12 protein-coding genes are annotated in these 16,971 nt (G+C 72.2%); 8 read left to right on the top strand and 4 right to left on the bottom strand.

Annotation, left to right across the window (positions count from 1 at the left end; genetic code table 11):
• The first annotated feature begins 3 nt into the window (after window positions 1-3).
• Genes nuoL through nuoN form a run of 3 tightly spaced genes read left to right on the top strand, consistent with a single transcriptional unit; the run spans window position 4 to window position 5,137 of the window.
• Window positions 4-1,899, top strand: a complete 1,896-nt coding sequence (gene nuoL / locus ACFZCF_RS10245) for an NADH-quinone oxidoreductase subunit L (protein WP_388437913.1) — start codon at window positions 4-6, stop codon at window positions 1,897-1,899.
• Window positions 1,900-1,904: 5 nt separating this feature from the next.
• Window positions 1,905-3,491 (top strand): NADH-quinone oxidoreductase subunit M, encoded by a 1,587-nt coding sequence (locus ACFZCF_RS10240; RefSeq protein ID WP_391285835.1) that lies wholly within the window; start codon window positions 1,905-1,907, stop codon window positions 3,489-3,491.
• A complete protein-coding gene (gene nuoN / locus ACFZCF_RS10235; protein ID WP_391285833.1) occupies window positions 3,488-5,137 on the top strand; it encodes an NADH-quinone oxidoreductase subunit NuoN in 1,650 nt (549 codons plus the stop codon). The genes ACFZCF_RS10240 and nuoN overlap by 4 nt, the downstream gene beginning before the upstream one ends.
• 54 nt (window positions 5,138-5,191) lie before the next feature.
• Here the strand turns inward: nuoN and ACFZCF_RS10230 are convergent, their stop codons facing one another.
• A complete protein-coding gene (locus ACFZCF_RS10230) occupies window positions 5,192-5,755 on the bottom strand; it encodes a hypothetical protein (protein WP_391285831.1) in 564 nt (187 codons plus the stop codon).
• Between the two features lie 225 nt (window positions 5,756-5,980).
• Here ACFZCF_RS10230 and ACFZCF_RS10225 point away from each other — a divergent pair, with 225 nt between their 5' ends.
• Window positions 5,981-6,898, top strand: coding sequence for a helix-turn-helix domain-containing protein (locus tag ACFZCF_RS10225; RefSeq protein WP_388437901.1), 918 nt, complete (start codon window positions 5,981-5,983; stop codon window positions 6,896-6,898).
• A gap of 41 nt (window positions 6,899-6,939) precedes the next feature.
• The gene (locus tag ACFZCF_RS10220; protein WP_388437898.1) at window positions 6,940-7,767 is read left to right on the top strand and encodes a carbohydrate-binding protein; all 828 of its coding nucleotides are present in this window, start codon (window positions 6,940-6,942) and stop codon (window positions 7,765-7,767) included.
• Here ACFZCF_RS10220 and fahA read toward each other — a convergent pair whose 3' ends face one another.
• A complete protein-coding gene (gene fahA, locus ACFZCF_RS10215; protein ID WP_391285828.1) occupies window positions 7,768-8,997 on the bottom strand; it encodes a fumarylacetoacetase in 1,230 nt (409 codons plus the stop codon).
• Window positions 8,998-9,283: 286 nt separating this feature from the next.
• Between fahA and ACFZCF_RS10210 the strand changes: the two genes are divergently transcribed.
• A complete protein-coding gene (locus tag ACFZCF_RS10210; RefSeq protein ID WP_391285826.1) occupies window positions 9,284-10,648 on the top strand; it encodes a hypothetical protein in 1,365 nt (454 codons plus the stop codon).
• A 31-nt stretch (window positions 10,649-10,679) separates the two neighbouring features.
• Here the strand turns inward: ACFZCF_RS10210 and ACFZCF_RS10205 are convergent, their stop codons facing one another.
• Entirely contained in the window at window positions 10,680-12,644 is a 1,965-nt protein-coding gene (locus ACFZCF_RS10205) for a CocE/NonD family hydrolase (RefSeq protein WP_391286020.1), read from the bottom strand.
• A 262-nt stretch (window positions 12,645-12,906) separates the two neighbouring features.
• On the opposite strand from ACFZCF_RS10205, the gene ACFZCF_RS10200 reads away from it, so the two are divergent.
• Both ACFZCF_RS10200 and ACFZCF_RS10195 read left to right on the top strand, forming a co-directional pair.
• Window positions 12,907-13,917: a polyprenyl synthetase family protein gene (locus ACFZCF_RS10200; protein WP_391285824.1), complete on the top strand. Its 1,011-nt coding sequence runs from the start codon at window positions 12,907-12,909 to the stop codon at window positions 13,915-13,917.
• A gap of 166 nt (window positions 13,918-14,083) precedes the next feature.
• Window positions 14,084-15,310 carry an outer membrane lipoprotein carrier protein LolA gene (locus ACFZCF_RS10195; RefSeq protein WP_391285822.1) on the top strand — a complete coding sequence of 409 codons (1,227 nt, stop codon included), beginning with the start codon at window positions 14,084-14,086 and terminating at the stop codon, window positions 15,308-15,310.
• Window positions 15,311-15,385: 75 nt separating this feature from the next.
• On the opposite strand, the gene ACFZCF_RS10190 is transcribed toward ACFZCF_RS10195, so the two are convergent.
• Window positions 15,386-16,687 (bottom strand): M28 family peptidase, encoded by a 1,302-nt coding sequence (locus ACFZCF_RS10190; RefSeq protein WP_391285820.1) that lies wholly within the window; start codon window positions 16,685-16,687, stop codon window positions 15,386-15,388.
• Window positions 16,688-16,971: the final 284 nt, after the last annotated feature.

Genomic DNA, 16,971 nt, shown 5'->3' with positions numbered 1-16,971 from the left:
ACCGTGGAAAATCTCATCGCGCTCCTCATCGGAGCACCTCTGCTCGGCGCGGCGGTCCTGCTGTGCGGCGGGCGGCGGCTCGACAGGACCGGGCACTGGCTCGGCACCCTCCTCGCGGCCGTCTCCTTCGTCATCGGCCTCGCGCTCTTCGCCGACATGCTCGGCAAGGGCGCCGAGGACCGGACGATGCGCCAGCACCTGTTCTCCTGGATCCCCGTCGAGGGCTTCCAGGCGGACATCGCCTTCCAGCTCGACCAGCTGTCGATGACCTTCGTCCTGCTGATCTCCGGCGTCGGCACGCTCATCCACGTGTACTCGATCGGGTACATGGAGCACGACGAGCGGCGCCGCCGCTTCTTCGGCTACCTGAACCTGTTCGTCGCCGCGATGCTGCTGCTCGTCCTGGCGGACAACTACCTGCTGCTGTACTTCGGCTGGGAGGGCGTCGGCCTCGCCTCGTACCTCCTGATCGGCTTCTGGCAGCACAAGCCCAGCGCGGCGACCGCCGCCAAGAAGGCCTTCCTGGTCAACCGGGTCGGCGACATCGGCCTGTCGGTCGCGATCATGCTGATGTTCACCACCTTCGGCACCTTCGCCTTCGGTCCCGTGCTCGCCTCCGCGGGGGAGACCTCCGAGGGCAAGCTGACCGCGATCGGCCTGATGCTGCTCCTCGCGGCCTGCGGCAAGTCGGCCCAGGTGCCGCTGCAGTCCTGGCTCGGGGACGCGATGGAGGGCCCGACCCCGGTCTCGGCCCTCATCCACGCGGCCACCATGGTCACCGCCGGCGTGTACCTGATCGTCCGCTCCGCCGACATCTTCAACGCGGCCCCGGACGCGCAGCTCGTCGTCACCATCGTCGGCGCGGTCACCCTGCTCTTCGGTGCGATCGTCGGTTGCGCGAAGGACGACATCAAGAAGGCCCTCGCCGGATCCACGATGTCGCAGATCGGCTACATGATCCTGGCGGCCGGACTCGGCCCGATCGGCTACGTCTTCGCGATCATGCACCTGGTGACGCACGGCTTCTTCAAGGCCGGCCTCTTCCTCGGCGCCGGTTCGGTCATGCACGGCATGAACGACGAGGTCGACATGCGGAGGTACGGCGGCCTCAGGAAGTACATGCCGGTCACCTTCGTCACCTTCGGCCTCGGCTACCTCGCCATCATCGGCTTCCCGGGCCTGTCCGGCTTCTTCTCCAAGGACAAGATCATCGAGGCGGCCTTCGCCAAGGGCGGCACCGAGGGCTGGATCCTCGGCGCGGTCACCCTGCTGGGCGCCGCCATCACCGCGTACTACATGACCCGCGTGATGCTGATGACCTTCTTCGGCGAGAAGCGCTGGCAGCCGGACGCGGAGGGCCACGAGCCCCACCCGCACGAGTCGCCGAAGTCCATGACCGTCCCGATGATCCTGCTGGCCTTCGGCTCCGTCTTCGCGGGTGGCTTCTTCGGCATCGGCGACCGGTTCGTGAACTGGCTGAAGCCCGTCACCGACTACGAGCACGGCCACCCGCCGATCAGCGCCATGGCCGTCACCTCCGCCACCGTCGCCGTGATGGTGATCGGCGTCGGCCTGGCCTACCTCCAGTACGGCCGCCGCCCGGTGCCGGTGGTCGCGCCGCGCGGCTCGCTGCTCACCCGGGCCGCCCGCCGCGACCTGCTCCAGGACGACTTCAACCACGCCGTCTTCGTGACCGGCGGCACCCACCTGACCCGCTCGCTCGTCTACGTCGACCACAGCCTGGTGGACGGCGTCGTCAACGGCACGGCGGCGGGCGTCGGCGGGCTCTCCGGCCGGCTGCGCAAGCTCCAGAACGGCCACGTCCGCTCGTACGCGGTCTCCATGTTCGGCGGTACGGCGGTCCTCATCGCCGCGACCCTGCTGATGAGGGCGGTGTAACTGCTATGTCCTTCCCGCTCCTGACGGCGACGGCAGCGGTACCGGCGGTCGGTGCGATCCTCACCGCCGCCGTGCCCGCCGCCCGCCGCACCGCCGCCAAATGGCTGGCGCTGCTCGTCTCGCTGGCCACGCTGGTGCTCGCCGCGGTCGTCTTCGTCCGCTTCGAGCCGGGCGGCGAGCGCTACCAGCTGGTCGAGTCCCACTCCTGGATCCGGGACTTCGGCGTCCGGTACGAGCTCGGCGTCGACGGCATCGGGGTGGCGCTGATCGCGCTGACCGCGCTGCTGATCCCGTTCATCGTGCTGGCCGGCTGGCACGACGCCGACCCCCTGGAGACGCAGTCGAAGCGCTGGCGTCCGACGCAGGGCTTCTTCGCCCTGATCCTCATGGTCGAGGCGATGGTGATCCTCTCCTTCGAGGCCACCGACGTCTTCCTCTTCTACATCCTCTTCGAAGCCATGCTCATCCCGATGTACTTCCTCATCGGCGGCTTCGGCGACCGGGCGCACAGCGGCACCGACGAGAACGCGGCGGCGCAGCGCTCGTACGCGGCGGTCAAGTTCCTGCTGTACAACCTGGTCGGCGGCCTGATCATGCTGGCCGCGGTCATCGGCCTGTACGTGGTCGCGGGGAACTTCTCGCTCACCGAGATCGCCGAGGCGCGGGCGAACGGCTCGCTGGAGATGGCGTCCGCCACCGAGAAGTGGCTCTTCCTCGGCTTCTTCTTCGCCTTCGCGGTGAAGGCGCCGCTGTGGCCGCTGCACACCTGGCTGCCGAACGCGATGGGGGAGGCGACCGCTCCGGTCGCCGTCCTCATCACCGCGGTCGTCGACAAGGTCGGCACCTTCGCGATGCTCCGCTTCTGCCTCGGACTCTTCCCCGAGGCGTCGAAGTGGGCGACGCCCGCGATCGTCGTCCTCGCCCTGATCAGCATCGTCTACGGCGCGCTGGTCGCGGTCGGCCAGCGGGACATCAAGCGGCTCGTCGCCTACGCGTCGATCTCCCACTTCGGCTTCATCATCCTGGGCATCTTCGCGATGACCAGCCAGGGCCAGTCGGGCGCCACGCTCTACATGGTCAACCACGGCATCTCGACCGCCGCCCTGATGCTCGTCGCCGGCTTCCTGATCTCCCGGCGCGGCTCGCGGCTCATCGCCGACTACGGCGGTGTGCAGAAGGTCGCCCCGGTGCTCGCCGGCACCTTCCTGATCGGCGGCCTCGCGACGCTCTCGCTGCCCGGACTCGCCCCGTTCGTCAGCGAGTTCCTGGTCCTGGTCGGCACCTTCGCCCGCTACCCGGTGGCGGGGATCGTCGCCACCACCGGCATCGTCCTCGCCGCCCTGTACGTCCTCGTCCTCTACCAGCGGACGATGACGGGCCCGGTGAAGGAGGAGGTGCGGTCGATGCCCGACCTGCGGCCGCGCGAGCTCGCCGTGGTCGCCCCGCTGATCGCCCTGCTCCTCTTCCTCGGCGTCTTCCCGAAGCCGCTGACGGACGTCGTGAACCCGGCGGTCCGGCACACCATGTCGGACGTGCAGCGGACCGACCCCCAGCCCGAAGTCCCCGTCCAGAACGTGGAGGCGGCCAAGTGAACGCCCTCGCTGTCCACAGCCTGTGGACGACGGCTGCCGAGCCGCTGAACAAGATCCCGGCACCGAAGATCGAGTACACCCAGCTCGCCCCGGTCCTGATCGTGGTCGGCGCGGCCGTCCTCGGCGTCCTCGCCGAGGCCTTCGTGCCCCGCAAGGGCCGCTACCTCGCCCAGGTCGTCCTGTCGGTGCTGGCGCTCGCCGCCTCGTTCGCCGCGGTCGTCGGCCTCGCGGCCGGCGGCTACGGCACCACCAAGGCCGGCATCGCGGCCATGGGCGCCATCGCCGTCGACGGGCCCGCCCTGTTCCTGCAGGGCACCATTCTCCTCGCCTCGATCGTCGCGATCCTCACCTTCGCCGAGCGCAGGCTCGACCCGGCCGACCACGGCCACAAGGTCGACTCCTTCGCGGCCGAGGCGGCCGCCGTCCCCGGCGGCGACCACGAGAAGGCCGCCGTCAGGGCGGGCTTCACCACCACCGAGGTCTTCCCGCTCGCGCTCTTCGCGATCGCCGGCATGCTGGTCTTCCCGGCCGCCAACGACCTCCTCACCCTCTTCATCGCCCTGGAGGTCTTCTCCCTCCCGCTGTACCTGCTCTGCGCCGTCGCCCGCCGCAAGCGGCTGATGTCGCAGGAGGCGGCCGTCAAGTACTTCCTGCTCGGCGCCTTCTCCTCGGCCTTCCTGCTCTTCGGGATCGCCCTGCTCTACGGCTACGCGGGCTCCGTCTCGTACGCCACGATCGCGGACGTCGTCGACGGCGCGGTCACCTCGGTGAACCCGGCGCTCGCCGACACCATGGGCAACGACGTCCTCCTCCTGATCGGCTTCGCCCTGCTCCTCATGGGCCTGCTGTTCAAGGTCGGCGCCGTCCCCTTCCACATGTGGACCCCGGACGTCTACCAGGGCGCCCCGACCCCGGTGACCGGCTTCATGGCCGCCGCCACCAAGGTCGCCGCCTTCGGCGCGTTGCTCCGGCTCCTGTACGTCGTCCTGCCGGGCCTCACCTGGGACTGGCGCCCGGTCATGTGGGGCGTCGCGATCGTCACGATGCTGGGCGGCGCGGTCGTCGCGATCACCCAGACGGACATCAAGCGCCTGCTGGCGTACTCGTCGATCGCCCACGCGGGCTTCCTGCTGGCGGGCGTCATCGCGGCGACGCCCAGCGGCATCTCGTCGGTGCTGTTCTACCTGGGTGCCTACTCCTTCGTGACGATCGGCGCGTTCGCCGTCGTCACGCTGGTGCGGGACGCGGGCGGCGAGGCCACCCACCTCTCCAAGTGGGCGGGTCTCGGCCGCCGTTCGCCGCTCGTCGCGGCCGTCTTCGCGGTCTTCCTGCTCGCCTTCGCCGGCATCCCGCTGACCTCCGGCTTCTCCGGCAAGTTCGCGGTCTTCAAGGCGGCGGCGGAGGGCGGCGCCGGCGCGCTCGTCGTGGTCGGCGTCATCGCCTCGGCGGTGGCGGCCTTCTTCTACATCCGGGTGATCGTGCTGATGTTCTTCAGCGAGCCGAAGGCGGACGGCCCCACGGTCGCCGTGCCCTCGGCCCTGACCACCGTCACCATCGCGGTGGGCGTGGCCGTCACCCTGGTCCTCGGCCTCGCGCCGCAGTACTTCCTGGACCTGGCGAGCCAGGCGAGCGTCTTCGTACGCTGACCGCACACGGACGGGGCCCGGCTCGGGGGCGAGCCGGGCCCTTCCGCGTCCCCGCTACTTCTCCGGGCAGGGGCCGCAGTGCACCCGGGGGTTGTACGGGGCGAAGACCCCGGCCGGGTTCTTCTTGTAGATCCAGGCGTGCAGGGAGTAGACCTCCCCGAGCCCCGGGATCGGGTCCGGCCCGTCGAAGTCCCGGTCGAAGGCCCGCGGCACCGGCTGCCCGGTGTCCGGGACGACCCACTCCAGGGCGACCAGCTCACGCTTCCCGGTCCCGTGCTCCTCCGCGTAGATCACGGCCGCGGGCCGCGTCGGGTCGGTGGAGCCGATGTTGGCGGGGTTGACGTAGTGGTACCCCATCCCGCCGAGCCGCGCGTCGCTCTGGTCCTCGACGCACACGTCGGTGCGCCGGAACCCGTCGGCGACGGCCTTCTGCTCCGACCGGTACTTCTTCGTCGCCTCGTACGACTTCGCCAGGTCCGGGTGGGGCCACCCGTGGTCGCCCCCCGCCACCGGGGCGACGGGACCGGCCGAGACGGCCGGAGCGGCGGCCCCCAGGGCCAGCGCGACGGAAGCGGTGAGGGCGAAGGCGGCCCTGAGGGCGCGGGGTCGTGCGGACATCACGGATGTACTCCTCTGGAAGGGGGAAGCGCCCACCGGGCGCCGGGTCCACGGGCGGCTCCTCCCCGAAGCCCGCCGCAAGGAGCATCGAACGCCCGCCTCCCACCCGCACCCGGGGCTGACCCAGCGGAGTGGACACGGGGGGTGACGCCGGGACTCCTGACAGGGCGGGGTTCGCGTGGGATCGTGGAGGGGGCGAATGGTCTGTACCTGTGGGAGGGTTCCGTGCGCGAGACCACCGTCTTACCCGGGACGCCGTGCGAAGCGCCCCGGGACGGGGAGCCGCCGGTGCATCGGCTGGAGGTGCGGCTGCCCGAGCGGGTGCCGTTCGCGGCCGGGGGGTTCGACGCGATGGGGCCCATGTCGCGGGCCGACCATCCGCACCGGCACACCTTCTACGAGATCGTGCACGTCGTGGAGGGGACCGGCGCGCATGTGATCGACACCGAGTCCTACGCGCTGCGGCCGCCGCAGCTCGGGGTGATCCTGCCGGGGCAGGTGCACTGGTGGGAAGGGGTCCGGGGGCTCGAAGGATCGCTGGTGCTGTTCACGCCGGAGTTCCTGGTGGGCGGGGCGGGGGACGAGGAGCTGCTGCGGCGTCTCGGGGAGCGGCCCTGGGTGGATCTCGACGCCGCGGCGCACGCGCGGACCTCACTGCTGATGGGGGAGTTGGCGGAGGAGTACCGGGGCGGGGACGACGGCTTCGCGGGGGTGCTGCGGTCGCTGCTGCACGTGCTGCTCGTGCGGGCCGCGCGGATGCCGGGCGGGCGGGCCGTGGTGCCGCCGCAAGGGGTCGCCCGGGAGTTCCTGCGGCTCGTGGCCGACGCCGGGAGCGGTGGGCTGTCCGTGCGGGAGTGCGCCGGGCGGATCGGGGTCACGCCGGGGCACCTCAACGAGGTCGTACGGGCCGCCACCGGGCGGACGCCCGCCGCGCTGCTGAGGGAGGCGCGGGCCCGCGAGGCGCAGCGGCTGCTGGTCGCCACCGGACTGTCCGTGCGGCAGGTGGGCGCCCGGGTCGGGTTCGACGATCCCGCGTACTTCTGCCGGTTCTTCCGGAGGGAGGTGGGGATGAGCCCGGGGGGCTTTCGAAAACACCATGAGCGCCCTGTTCCGTCCATCGAAGCGGACGCCCCGCCGCCCTAGGTTCGTGCCGACCCCCAGACCCCACCTGAGGAGCCAGGCACATGGACAGCGAAAGCACGACCAGTACCGGGCACGTCACCCGCAAGACCGTGCTGCGGGCGGCGCTCGCGGCCGGGATGGCCGCACCGGCCGTCCTCATGGGCGTTCCGGCGCTCGCCCGCACGCTCGGCGACAGCGACAGCCTCGCGCTCACCCCCGAGTGCGACGACGGCGACGACCTGACCGTGCCGCAGATGGAGGGCCCCTACTTCAAGCCCAACTCCCCGCTGCGGAGCACCCTGCAGGACGGCCCGGGGACCCGGCTGACCGTCAGCGGCTACGTCTTCGGGCGCGCCTGTCGCCCGGTGTCCGGCGTGCTGCTGGACTTCTGGCAGGCCGACGCCAACGGGGCGTACGACAACACCGGGTTCAAGTTCCGCGGGCACCAGTTCACCGGTGCCGACGGCTCGTTCAAGCTCACCACCATCGTCCCCGGGCTCTACCCGGGCCGCACCCGGCACCTCCACGTGAAGGTGCAGGCGCCAGGGCGGCCGATCCTGACCACCCAGCTGTACTTCCCGAACGAGCCCCGGAACAACACCGACACGATCTTCGACCCACGGCTGCTGATGACCGTGCGGGACGCGGGCGGGGGCCGCGAGGCGGCCTTCGACTTCGTCATCGACGTGCCGCAGACCCCCGGCCCGACGCCCACGCCGACCGGCACCCCCACCACCGCCCCGCCCGGCGGCACGTGGACCGCCGGACGGTCGTACGCGGCCGGGGACCGGGTCACGTACGGCGGCGTGGGCTACGTCTGCCTCCAGGCCCACACCGCCATGGCCGGCTGGGAGCCGCCGAACGTGCCCGCGCTCTGGCGGGTCGGCTAGCTACGCCACCGCGGGGGCGATCCGGCCCCGGACCTCGCCCAGGCCCACCCGGGTGCCGTCCGGGCCGGGCGCCCACGCGGTCAGCACGACCTCGTCGCCGTCCTCCAGGAACGTCCGCTTGCCGCCGGAGAGTTCGAGGGCGTCCCGGCCGTTCCAGGTCAGCTCCAGGAGCGAGCCGCGCTGGTTCACCTCGGGGCCGGAGACCGTGCCGGAGCCGTAGAGGTCGCCGGTGCGCAGGGAGGCGCCGTTCACCGTCATGTGCGCGAGCTGCTGCGCGGCCGTCCAGTACATGGTGGAGAACGGCGGCTCGGCCACCACCTCGCCGTTGATCTCGACGGTGATCCGCACGTCGTAGCCGCCGGGCTCCTCCTCCGCCGCGTCGTCCAGGTACGGCAGGAGGGGGAAGTCCCGGGCCGGCGGCGCGACACGGGCCGCGTCCAGGGCCTCCAGGGGCGTCACCCACGCCGACACCGAGGTCTGGAAGGACTTGCCGAGGAACGGGCCGAGCGGCACGTACTCCCACGCCTGCACGTCCCGCGCCGACCAGTCGTTGAGCAGCGTCAGGCCGAAGACGTGGTCCCGGAAGGCGGAGAGCGGCACCGGGGTGCCGAGCTCCGACGGGGTGCCGACGAGGAAGCCGACCTCCGCCTCGATGTCCAGCTTCACCGACGGGCCGAAGACCGGCGCCGCGTCGGCGGGCGTCTTCCGCTGCCCGGAGGGGCGCACCACGTCCGTGCCCGAGACGACGACGGTGCCCGCGCGGCCGTGGTAACCGATCGGCAGGTGCTTCCAGTTGGGCGTCAGCGGGTCGCCGTCCGGCCGGAACATCCGGCCCACGTTGGTGGCGTGGTGCTCGCTCGCGTAGAAGTCCACGTAGTCCGCGACCTCGTACGGCAGGTGCAGCGTCACCGCGTCGAGCGGGTGGAGCAGCGGCTCGATCTCCGGGCGGTGGGCCGGCACCGTCACCCAGGCGGTCAGCGCCCGGCGCACGTCCCGCCAGGCGGTCCGGCCCGCCGCGAGCAGCGGGCCGAGGCTCGGCCGGTCGAGCAGGGAGGCGTACGGCGACCCCAGCGCGTGCGCCGCGGCCCCCGCGTCCAGCACGTACCCGCCGATCCGGACACCGAGCCGGCGCCGCGCCGGCTCGTCACCGGTGGAGAAGACGCCGTACGGGAGGTTGTGCGGGCCGAAGGGATCGCCCTCGGCCAGGTCGAGCGGGCTGTGCTCGGACATCGGTGCGTGCCTCGCTTTCGCGTGATGGGTGAGGGACACGTTACGGGTCGGGGCGGCGGGCGCGGATGACATGGATCACAGAGAAAGCGGCCGGGAAGAGAGCAACTGTCCGGGTGCGGACGGTTTGTGTCGGGGGAGGCGCAGGTACCGGTTCCGAGCTGCGGAAACGGCCCCTGCCGACGGGGTCTTCCGGGGCCTACGATCACGGTGGCGTCGCCCCCGCGTGAGGACTTCCGCGGGCGCGCGCCCCCCTTTCTCTCTTCCCTGACCAGGAGAAGGTCCGCACGTGAAGATTCGCCGCTTGCTCGCGACCGCCGTCGCCGCCGCCGTCACCACCCCCGTCGTGCTCCTCTCCGCCGGGCCCGCCTTCGCGGAGACCCCGAAGCCGGCCGCGTCGAAGGGCGCCACCGCCCGGGACGCCGGCCAGGAGGACCCGGACGGGCTGGACCCGGACGGGCTGGACCTGGCGGAGCTGGAGCGGCTGGAGGCCGCGTACGCCGCCGCGGAGCAGAAGGTCGAGGACCTGAAGGCCGAGCTGAAGCAGCGCCTCAAGGACGTCGACGCGAACGCCGTCGACCCGGCCCTCAAGACCGAGCTGGACGCCGCCTCGGAGGCCGCCGAGGCGGCCGTCACGGCGAAGGAGACCGCCGCGGCCGAGCTGACCGCGGCGAAGGACGCCCTGACCGCGGTCGAGGCCGACCCCGAGGCCACCCCCGAGGAGGTGGAGGCCGCCACCGCGGCCGTCACCGCCGCCGAGACGAAGCTCACCGAGGCCACCGGGGCGGCGGCGGCCGCCGACCTCCGGCACAAGGCCGCCGACAAGGCCTACGAGGAAGCCGTCCTCGAACTGACCAAGGCGTACCACAGGACCGAGGAGAAGCTCCGGGCCGCCGAGCGGGAGCTCGCCGACGCCGAGGCCGCGCTCGACGCGTTCTGGGACGACCAGGGCGGCTTCGAGGAGTGCGTCGTGGACCGCTCCCTCGTCTCCAGGCTCACCGGGCCCAAGAAGGTGGCCGCCGGGTCCAGCGCCGACTTCTCGCTGACCGTGAGGAACGCCTCGGGCGAGGACCTTGACGCGGTGAGCGCCGTCGTCTCCGCGATCCAGCTGCCGGAGTCCTGGGACGACGTCGACGAGGAGCACCCGAACCTCGACAAGTACTTCACCCTGGAGTGGCAGACCGCCTCCGACGGTGAGTGGAACGACCTGACCTCGCAGTTCGACCCCATCGAGCTGGGCCCGATCGCCGAGGGCGGCAAGGCCGACGTCACGCTGCGCCTGACGGTGGACGCGGCGGCCCCGGCGGGCGAGGGCGTCGTCTCCGCCAGCGGCGAGTACGGGAACGAGGACGGCTCCTGCGGCATCAGCGAGCAGTACGCCAGGTTCGACTTCGACGTCGTCGAGCCCGTCGAGGCGACCCCGACGCCGGCTCCGACCGCGACCCCGTCGCCGTCCGCGTCGAGCGCCGCCCCGGCCCCGGTGCGTACGTCGACCGCGTCGAACGCGCCGGTGCAGCAGGGCGGCACCCGTGGCCAGCTCGCCGCGACCGGTGCCGGTGACCGGCTGCCGGAGCTGGGCGCCGCCGCCGGTGCGGCCGTGGTGCTCGGCGCGGGTGCCGTGTTCGTGGCGCGCCGCCGGAAGGCCGACGCCTAGGAATCCCCGCGATCCCCCGTACGGCCCGGGTTCAGCCCGTCGTGCGGGGGATCCGCTTTTCCCAGGTGCGGTGGAAGACGACCTCGCCGCCCTCCTTGCAGACGACCTCGTCGGAGGTGTGGAAGGCGTCGGCGTCGCAGGTGATCTCGGAGCGGGTGTCGACGGTGACGTCCCAGGCGAGTTCGGGGCGGTGGAGCCGGATGTGCCACTCGGAGCGGGTGCGGGCGGAGAGCGGGTCGTCCTCGGTGATCGTGTACGTCTCGACGGCGTCCTCGGTGTACTCCAGGCCGTCCGGGTACACGCGCGTGCCGCCGTGCCGCGGGTCGACCCGGAGGGTCCATTCGCCCTTGGCGACGTCGCGGAGGACGAGCCGTTCGGGGCGGGCCTCCTCGGGGGTCTCCAGGGGCGCCGGCGTCGACACCCCGAGCGGGGCGGACTGCTCGGGCTCCTCGAAGGCGACGGCGTCGTCCGTGTGGGCGCGGACCGGAAGGGTGAGGGAGGAACCGGCGGGGTCGAGGGTGAAGCCGGCGGCGTCGGGCCGGGGCCAGAGCCACGGCCAGTACGCGGAGGAGACGGCGAGCCGGACGCGGTGGCCGGGCGGGAAGGCGTGTCCGATGCCGTTCAGTTCGAGGTCGACGTCCTCCCGTGCGCCGGCCTGCGCGTCGGCGGACCGGTCGCGGTCGTCGCGGGCGGAGAGGTTGAGGGCGCCCCGGGTGACGAGGGTGGAGGAGCCGTCGGGGGCGATGTCGCAGAGCCGGACGGCGACCTGGCCGGTCGGCGCGGGCGCCATGAGGCGCAGGGTGACGCGGGGCCGGCCGAGGATCTCGATCGGCTCGCCGTCGGGAGGCACGGGGAAGTCGAAGCAGGCCGAGTGGGCGTCCTCGTCGCGCTGGTCGGGCGGCAGGTCGGCGTCGTTCCCGGAGGGGAGGAAGCGGCCGGCGTCGATGCCGGTCTGCTGCGGGGAGGCGACGACGACGGGCTCGCCGCCGAAGCCGTACGTGACGGGGACGACGTGCGGGGACGGCCAGGACGGCTCGGCGACCCAGCGGCCGGGCAGCTCCTCGTACACGGTGGCCGGCGGGTGGGACTCGCTGATCCAGGCGCGGAGCAGCGGCTCGGCCATGACGTCGCCCGCGCCGTCGGACGCCGCGGCGCCCTTGAGGTGGTGGTCCCACCAGCGGAGGGTCTCCTGGAGGAAGCCGATGGCGGGGCCGGGCGGCAGGCCGCGGTCGGGGTACTGGTGGGACCAGGGGCCGATGATGCCGCGGACGCGGTCCCGGGGGAGGTGCTCGACCAGCCGGAGGACGGTGTCGCGGTAGGGGTCGTGCCAGCCGCCGACGGCGAGGACGGCGGCCTCGATCGCCCCGTAGTCCTCGCGGACGCTGCCGTGCCTCCAGTGGTCGTCCCGGGTCTGGTGGGAGAGCCAGGTGTGGACGAGGGGCTCGACGGCCTCCAGGCGGCGCGCCCACAGGTCGCGCCACTCCTCGCCGGCGTACCGGGGGTCGGGCGGGCGGCAGACGGAGGCGAGCAGGGCGGCGGCCCAGGCGTGCATGCCGGCGCCGAGGACGGAGCCGCCCAGGTAGTGGACGTCGTTGTCGTAGCGGTCGTCGGTGGAGCAGACGGTGACGACCGCCTTGAGCGGCTCGGGGGCGAGGGCGGCGATCCGGAGGCTGTTGGTGCCGCCCCAGGAGATCCCGAACATGCCGACCCTGCCCGTGCACCATTCCTGCTCGGCGAGCCAGTGCACGACGGCGACGCCGTCGGCGAGCTCGGTGGCGTCGTACGCGTCGCCGGGCAGGCCCCCGCTGTTGCCGTGGCCGCGGACGTCGACCCGTACGGAGGCGTAGCCGTGGCCCGCGTACCAGGGGTGGCGCTGCCAGTCGCGGGGCGCGGTCGCGTCGGTGAGCCGGTGGGGGAGGTATTCCAGGAGCGCGGGGACGGGTTCGTCGGTGACCGGCCGCCACACGCGCGCGTAGAGCGGGGTGCCGTCCGGCATCGGGATGCGGAGGTCCTCGTGCCGGGTCTCGTACGGGAAGTCGGTGCGGATCTTGGTTCGGGACAAAACGCCTACTCCTGGTCGTATGAGCTGATCCCGAACATACCGGGGGTGACGGGAAGGCGCCCACGGTGATCGAAACGTGACCGGATACGCTGGCTTGAGTGAATGGACCGACACATCGACAATCCCAGTCGTCGGCGTGCGGTCCGGAGCGTCAAGGACCAGCGTCAGCAGACGTCAGCAGACAGGAGATCCCCTCGTGACCGTCGTCGGGCCGTTCGGTCTTAGCGTGCGGGACCAGGCTCTCGAGGCCGATGTCCAGACGGGGTTGGCGGCCGTCGAGGCCGGCCTCCTCGACGCCACCAAGAGCGATGTCCCCTTCATCACCGAGGCCGCCCAGCACCTGGTGCTCGCCGGTGGCAAGCGGTTCCGGCCGCTGCTCGTGATGCTCGCCGCCCAGTTCGGCGACCCCTACGCGCCCGGCGTCGTGCCCGCGGCCGTCGTCGTCGAGCTCACCCATCTGGCCACCCTCTACCACGACGACGTCATGGACGAGGCGGCCGTGCGCCGGGGCGTGCCCAGCGCGAACAGCCGCTGGGGCAACTCGCTCGCCGTCCTGACCGGCGACTTCCTCTTCGCCCGCGCCTCGCACACCCTCGCGGACCTCGGGCCGGAGGCCGTACGGATCCAGGCCGAGGCGTTCGAGCGGCTCGTCACCGGCCAGATCCTGGAGACCGCGGGCCCCGTCGACGGCCGCGACCCCGTCGACCACTACCTCGACGTCCTCGGCGGCAAGACGGGCTCCCTCGTCGCCGTCTCCTGCCGCTTCGGCGCGATGATGTCCGGCGCCGACGAGTCGGTCGTCGACATCCTCACCCAGTACGGCGAGCGGCTCGGCGTCGCCTTCCAGCTCGCCGACGACGTCCTCGACATCGCCTCCGAGGGCCACGAGTCCGGCAAGACCCCCGGCACCGACCTCCGCGAGGGCGTCCCCACCCTCCCCGTCCTGCGCCTGCGGGCCGCCGCGGCCGCCCACGGCCGCCCCGAGGACCTGGAGCTCGTCGCCCTCGTCGACGGCGACCTCACCGACGACGAGCGGCACGCCGAGGTGCTCCGGCGGCTCCGCGCCCACCCCGCCCTGGAGCAGGCCCGCCGGGACACCGTGCGGTACGCCGAGGAGGCCAGGGCCATGCTGGCGCCGCTGCCCGACGGCTACGCCAAGTCGGCCCTGATGGAGCTGTGCGACGCGGTGGTGCACCGGGCGGGCTGACGCCCCCCGACGCCCCTCCCCGGGGGATGTCGTCCCGGACCCTAGGGGACGTCATCCCGGAGGGGTACGCGAGGTTGATCCCCCGGGCTGACGATTCCCGGCGCCCGTCCTGGTGGGATGGAGACATCGAGAAGCAGTCCGCCAGGGCACGGAGGGATCACAGACCATGGCAGCACAGCGCAAGGCAAGCAGGTACGTCGTCCCGGTCGCGGTGGCCGGAATCGCCGCCGCGACCATCGGACTCGTCCCGGCGCTCGCCGCGTCCGGCGACCCGGACCTGCCGGAGATCACCGCCCAGCAGCTCATCGAGAAGATCGCCGCCTCGGACACCCAGACCCTGTCCGGCACCTTCAAGATCTCCACCGACCTCGGCCTGCCGGCCCTCGACGGCCTGCTCGGCGGCATCGCGGACGGCATGGCCTCCGGCGAAGCTTCCGGCGCGGGCGAGGGCACCGCGGACCCGTCCGCGCAGCTCGGCAAGCTGGTCGCCGGCACGCACACCCTGAAGGTCGCCGCCGACGGCCCCGAGCGCCAGAAGTTGACGCTGCTCGACGGCAAGGAGCAGTACAGCCTCGTCCACGACGGCGACGACGTGTGGGCCTACGACTCCCGCTCGAACACGGTCTTCCACGAGAAGGGCGGCGCGGGCGCGGAGGAGGAAGGCGGTCCGGCCGCCGGGAAGGAGCTCCCGGCCTCCCCGAAGGAGCTCGCCGACGAGGTGCTGAAGGCCGCCGGGGACACCACCTCGATCACGGTCGGCGGCACGGCGAACGTCGCGGGCCGCGACGCGTACCGGCTCGTCGTCGAGCCGAAGCAGCAGGGCTCGACGGTCGACTCGATCACCATCGCGGTGGACGCGGCCACCGGCACCCCCCTGAAGTTCACCCTCGACTCCACGAGCGGCGGCAAGCCGGTCGTCGACGCGGGCTTCACGAAGGTCGACTTCGGCAGGCCGGCGGCCTCGGAGTTCGACTTCACCGTCCCGAAGGGCGCGAAGGTCACCGAGGGCGACCGGCTGGAGAAGGAGCTCGGCGAGGGCCGCGGCGACCACGGCAAGGCCCCGGAGGACCTGGAGAAGGCCCTCGGCGACTTCGGTCTCGGCGGTCTCGGCGGCGCGGACGCGAACGGCCCCGAGATCATCGGCGAGGGCTGGACCGCCATCGCCGCCTTCGACTCCGGCGCGCCCGCGCCGAAGACGGAGGAGGCGCCGAAGGAGTTCCAGGGCTTCCTGGACTCGCTCGGCGACGAGGTGAGCGGGAAGTTCGGCTCCGGCACCGTCTTCAAGACCAAGATCGTCAACGCGCTGATGACGGACGACGGCAAGGTCTACGTCGGTGCCGTGACGCCGCAGGCGCTGGTGGCCGCCGCCGACGCCGCCGTCTCCGCGAAGTAGCGGAGACGTTGGTGCCCCGGGTGGGCCGGGAACAGGTCACCGGCCCACCCGGGTGGCTGGGTGTCGCTTCGTCGCCTACGGGAACGTCAGCTTGAACCCGTTGACGTAGCCGACGTCGGCGGACGCCACGTCCTGCGCGCGCAGCTTCCACACGCCGTTGGCGACCTCGCTGGAGGCGTTCACCGTGTAGGTCTGCTGGATGTTGTCGGCGCTGCCGCCGCTCCGGTTGTGCAGGTTGTAGACCGTGCCGTCGGGCGCGACGAGGTCGACGACCAGGTCACCGCGGTAGGGGTGGACGATGTCCACGCCCACGGCGAGGGTGGCCGGCGCGTTGCCCGCGACGCCGGAGACGGTCACGGAGGAGGTCACCGCGGCGCCGTTGTCCGGGATGGAGACGTCGGCGGTGTTCTCGAAGACCGTGCCGGTGGGCGGCGTGGCGGTGCCGGACAGGGTCCAGATCGCGTGCGCGATGGCGTCGCTGTTGCGGTCCAGGGCCGTGTCGTTGATGTTCGCCGTGGTGTCGCAGGACGAGTGGTAGCAGCGGTCGAAGGCCGTGGCCGTACCGCCCCACTTGGAGACCTGGGCGCTGGTCTTCACCCGGCTGGCGCCGGTGAAGAGACCGCCGACCGGGATGCCGACGTTCTTGAAGGACGCGTGGTCGGAACGGCCGTCGCCCTCGGTCTCGATCTCGGTCGGGACGCCGATCCCGGCGAAGTAGTTCTTGAAGGTCGCCTCGATCGTCGGGTCGTCGTCGTAGACGAAGTAGCCCGGGTTCGGCGAGCCGATCATGTCGAAGTTGAGGTAGCCCTTGAGCTTCGCCCGCTCGGTGGAGGCGAGGTTGTTCACGTAGTACTTCGACCCGACCAGGCCGAGCTCCTCCGCGCCCCACCAGCCGAAGCGCAGGTGCTTGGAGGGCTGGTAGCCGGAGCGGGCGACGGCGAGCGCGGTCTCCAGGATCGCGGCGGAACCGGAGCCGTTGTCGTTGATGCCGGGGCCCGAGGAGACCGAGTCGAGGTGCGAGCCGGCCATGACGACCTGGTTCGGGTCGCCGCCCGGCCAGTCGGCTATCAGGTTGTAGCCGGTGGTGCCGTTGTACGTGAACTGCTGGACGCTCGTGGTGTATCCGGCCGCGTCCAGCTTCGCCTTCACGAAGTCGATGGAGGCCTTGTAGCCGGGCCGGCCGTGCGCGCGGTTGCCGCCGTTGGCGGTCGCGAGGGACTGCAGGTCGGTCAAGTGCTGCTTGACGTTGGCGACCGGGATGTCCGGTGCGGCCGTGGCGCCGGCGGGCGCGGCGACCGCCGGGACGGCACCGGCGAGGGCACCCAGGACCAGGGCGGAGGATCCGGCCAGGGCGGCCAGTCTCGCGGAGAGCTTCATGTGGGGGCTCCGGATTCCGAACGGGGATGGGACGGAACGTGCGAGCGCCTCGCGCCGTGGGTGACGCGAGGCGTTGGAGCTGTACAGGTGGCACGTGGGGCGCAGGGGTGTTGACGGGGATCCCTACAGCCGGTGTGCGTGTGCTGAATGCTCAGTGACGTGACGATGTCCCGTCAAGACCTGATTCCGGTCAGGCGCGTTCGCTGAACGGACGCCTCTGGGCGCTGACTTGGCGGAGGTACTGCCTCCGGTGGGGTGCCCGGCGGGCGTCGCGTGGGTGTCGG

Origin of the sequence: Streptomyces sp. NPDC007945, from assembly GCF_042958885.1 — a bacterium.
GTDB lineage: Bacteria > Actinomycetota > Actinomycetes > Streptomycetales > Streptomycetaceae > Streptomyces.
This window is presented reverse-complemented; position numbering and strand designations above follow the sequence as displayed.

Coding starts and splice junctions, on each gene's coding strand:
- ACFZCF_RS10240 (WP_391285835.1), top strand. CDS start 1,905: ATGTCCTTCCCGCTCCTGACGGCGACGGCAGCGGTACCGGCGGTCGGT.
- ACFZCF_RS10230 (WP_391285831.1), bottom strand. CDS start 5,755: ATGTCCGCACGACCCCGCGCCCTCAGGGCCGCCTTCGCCCTCACCGCT.
- ACFZCF_RS10220 (WP_388437898.1), top strand. CDS start 6,940: ATGGACAGCGAAAGCACGACCAGTACCGGGCACGTCACCCGCAAGACC.
- fahA (WP_391285828.1), bottom strand. CDS start 8,997: ATGTCCGAGCACAGCCCGCTCGACCTGGCCGAGGGCGATCCCTTCGGC.
- ACFZCF_RS10205 (WP_391286020.1), bottom strand. CDS start 12,644: ATGCCGGACGGCACCCCGCTCTACGCGCGCGTGTGGCGGCCGGTCACC.
- ACFZCF_RS10195 (WP_391285822.1), top strand. CDS start 14,084: ATGGCAGCACAGCGCAAGGCAAGCAGGTACGTCGTCCCGGTCGCGGTG.
- ACFZCF_RS10190 (WP_391285820.1), bottom strand. CDS start 16,687: ATGAAGCTCTCCGCGAGACTGGCCGCCCTGGCCGGATCCTCCGCCCTG.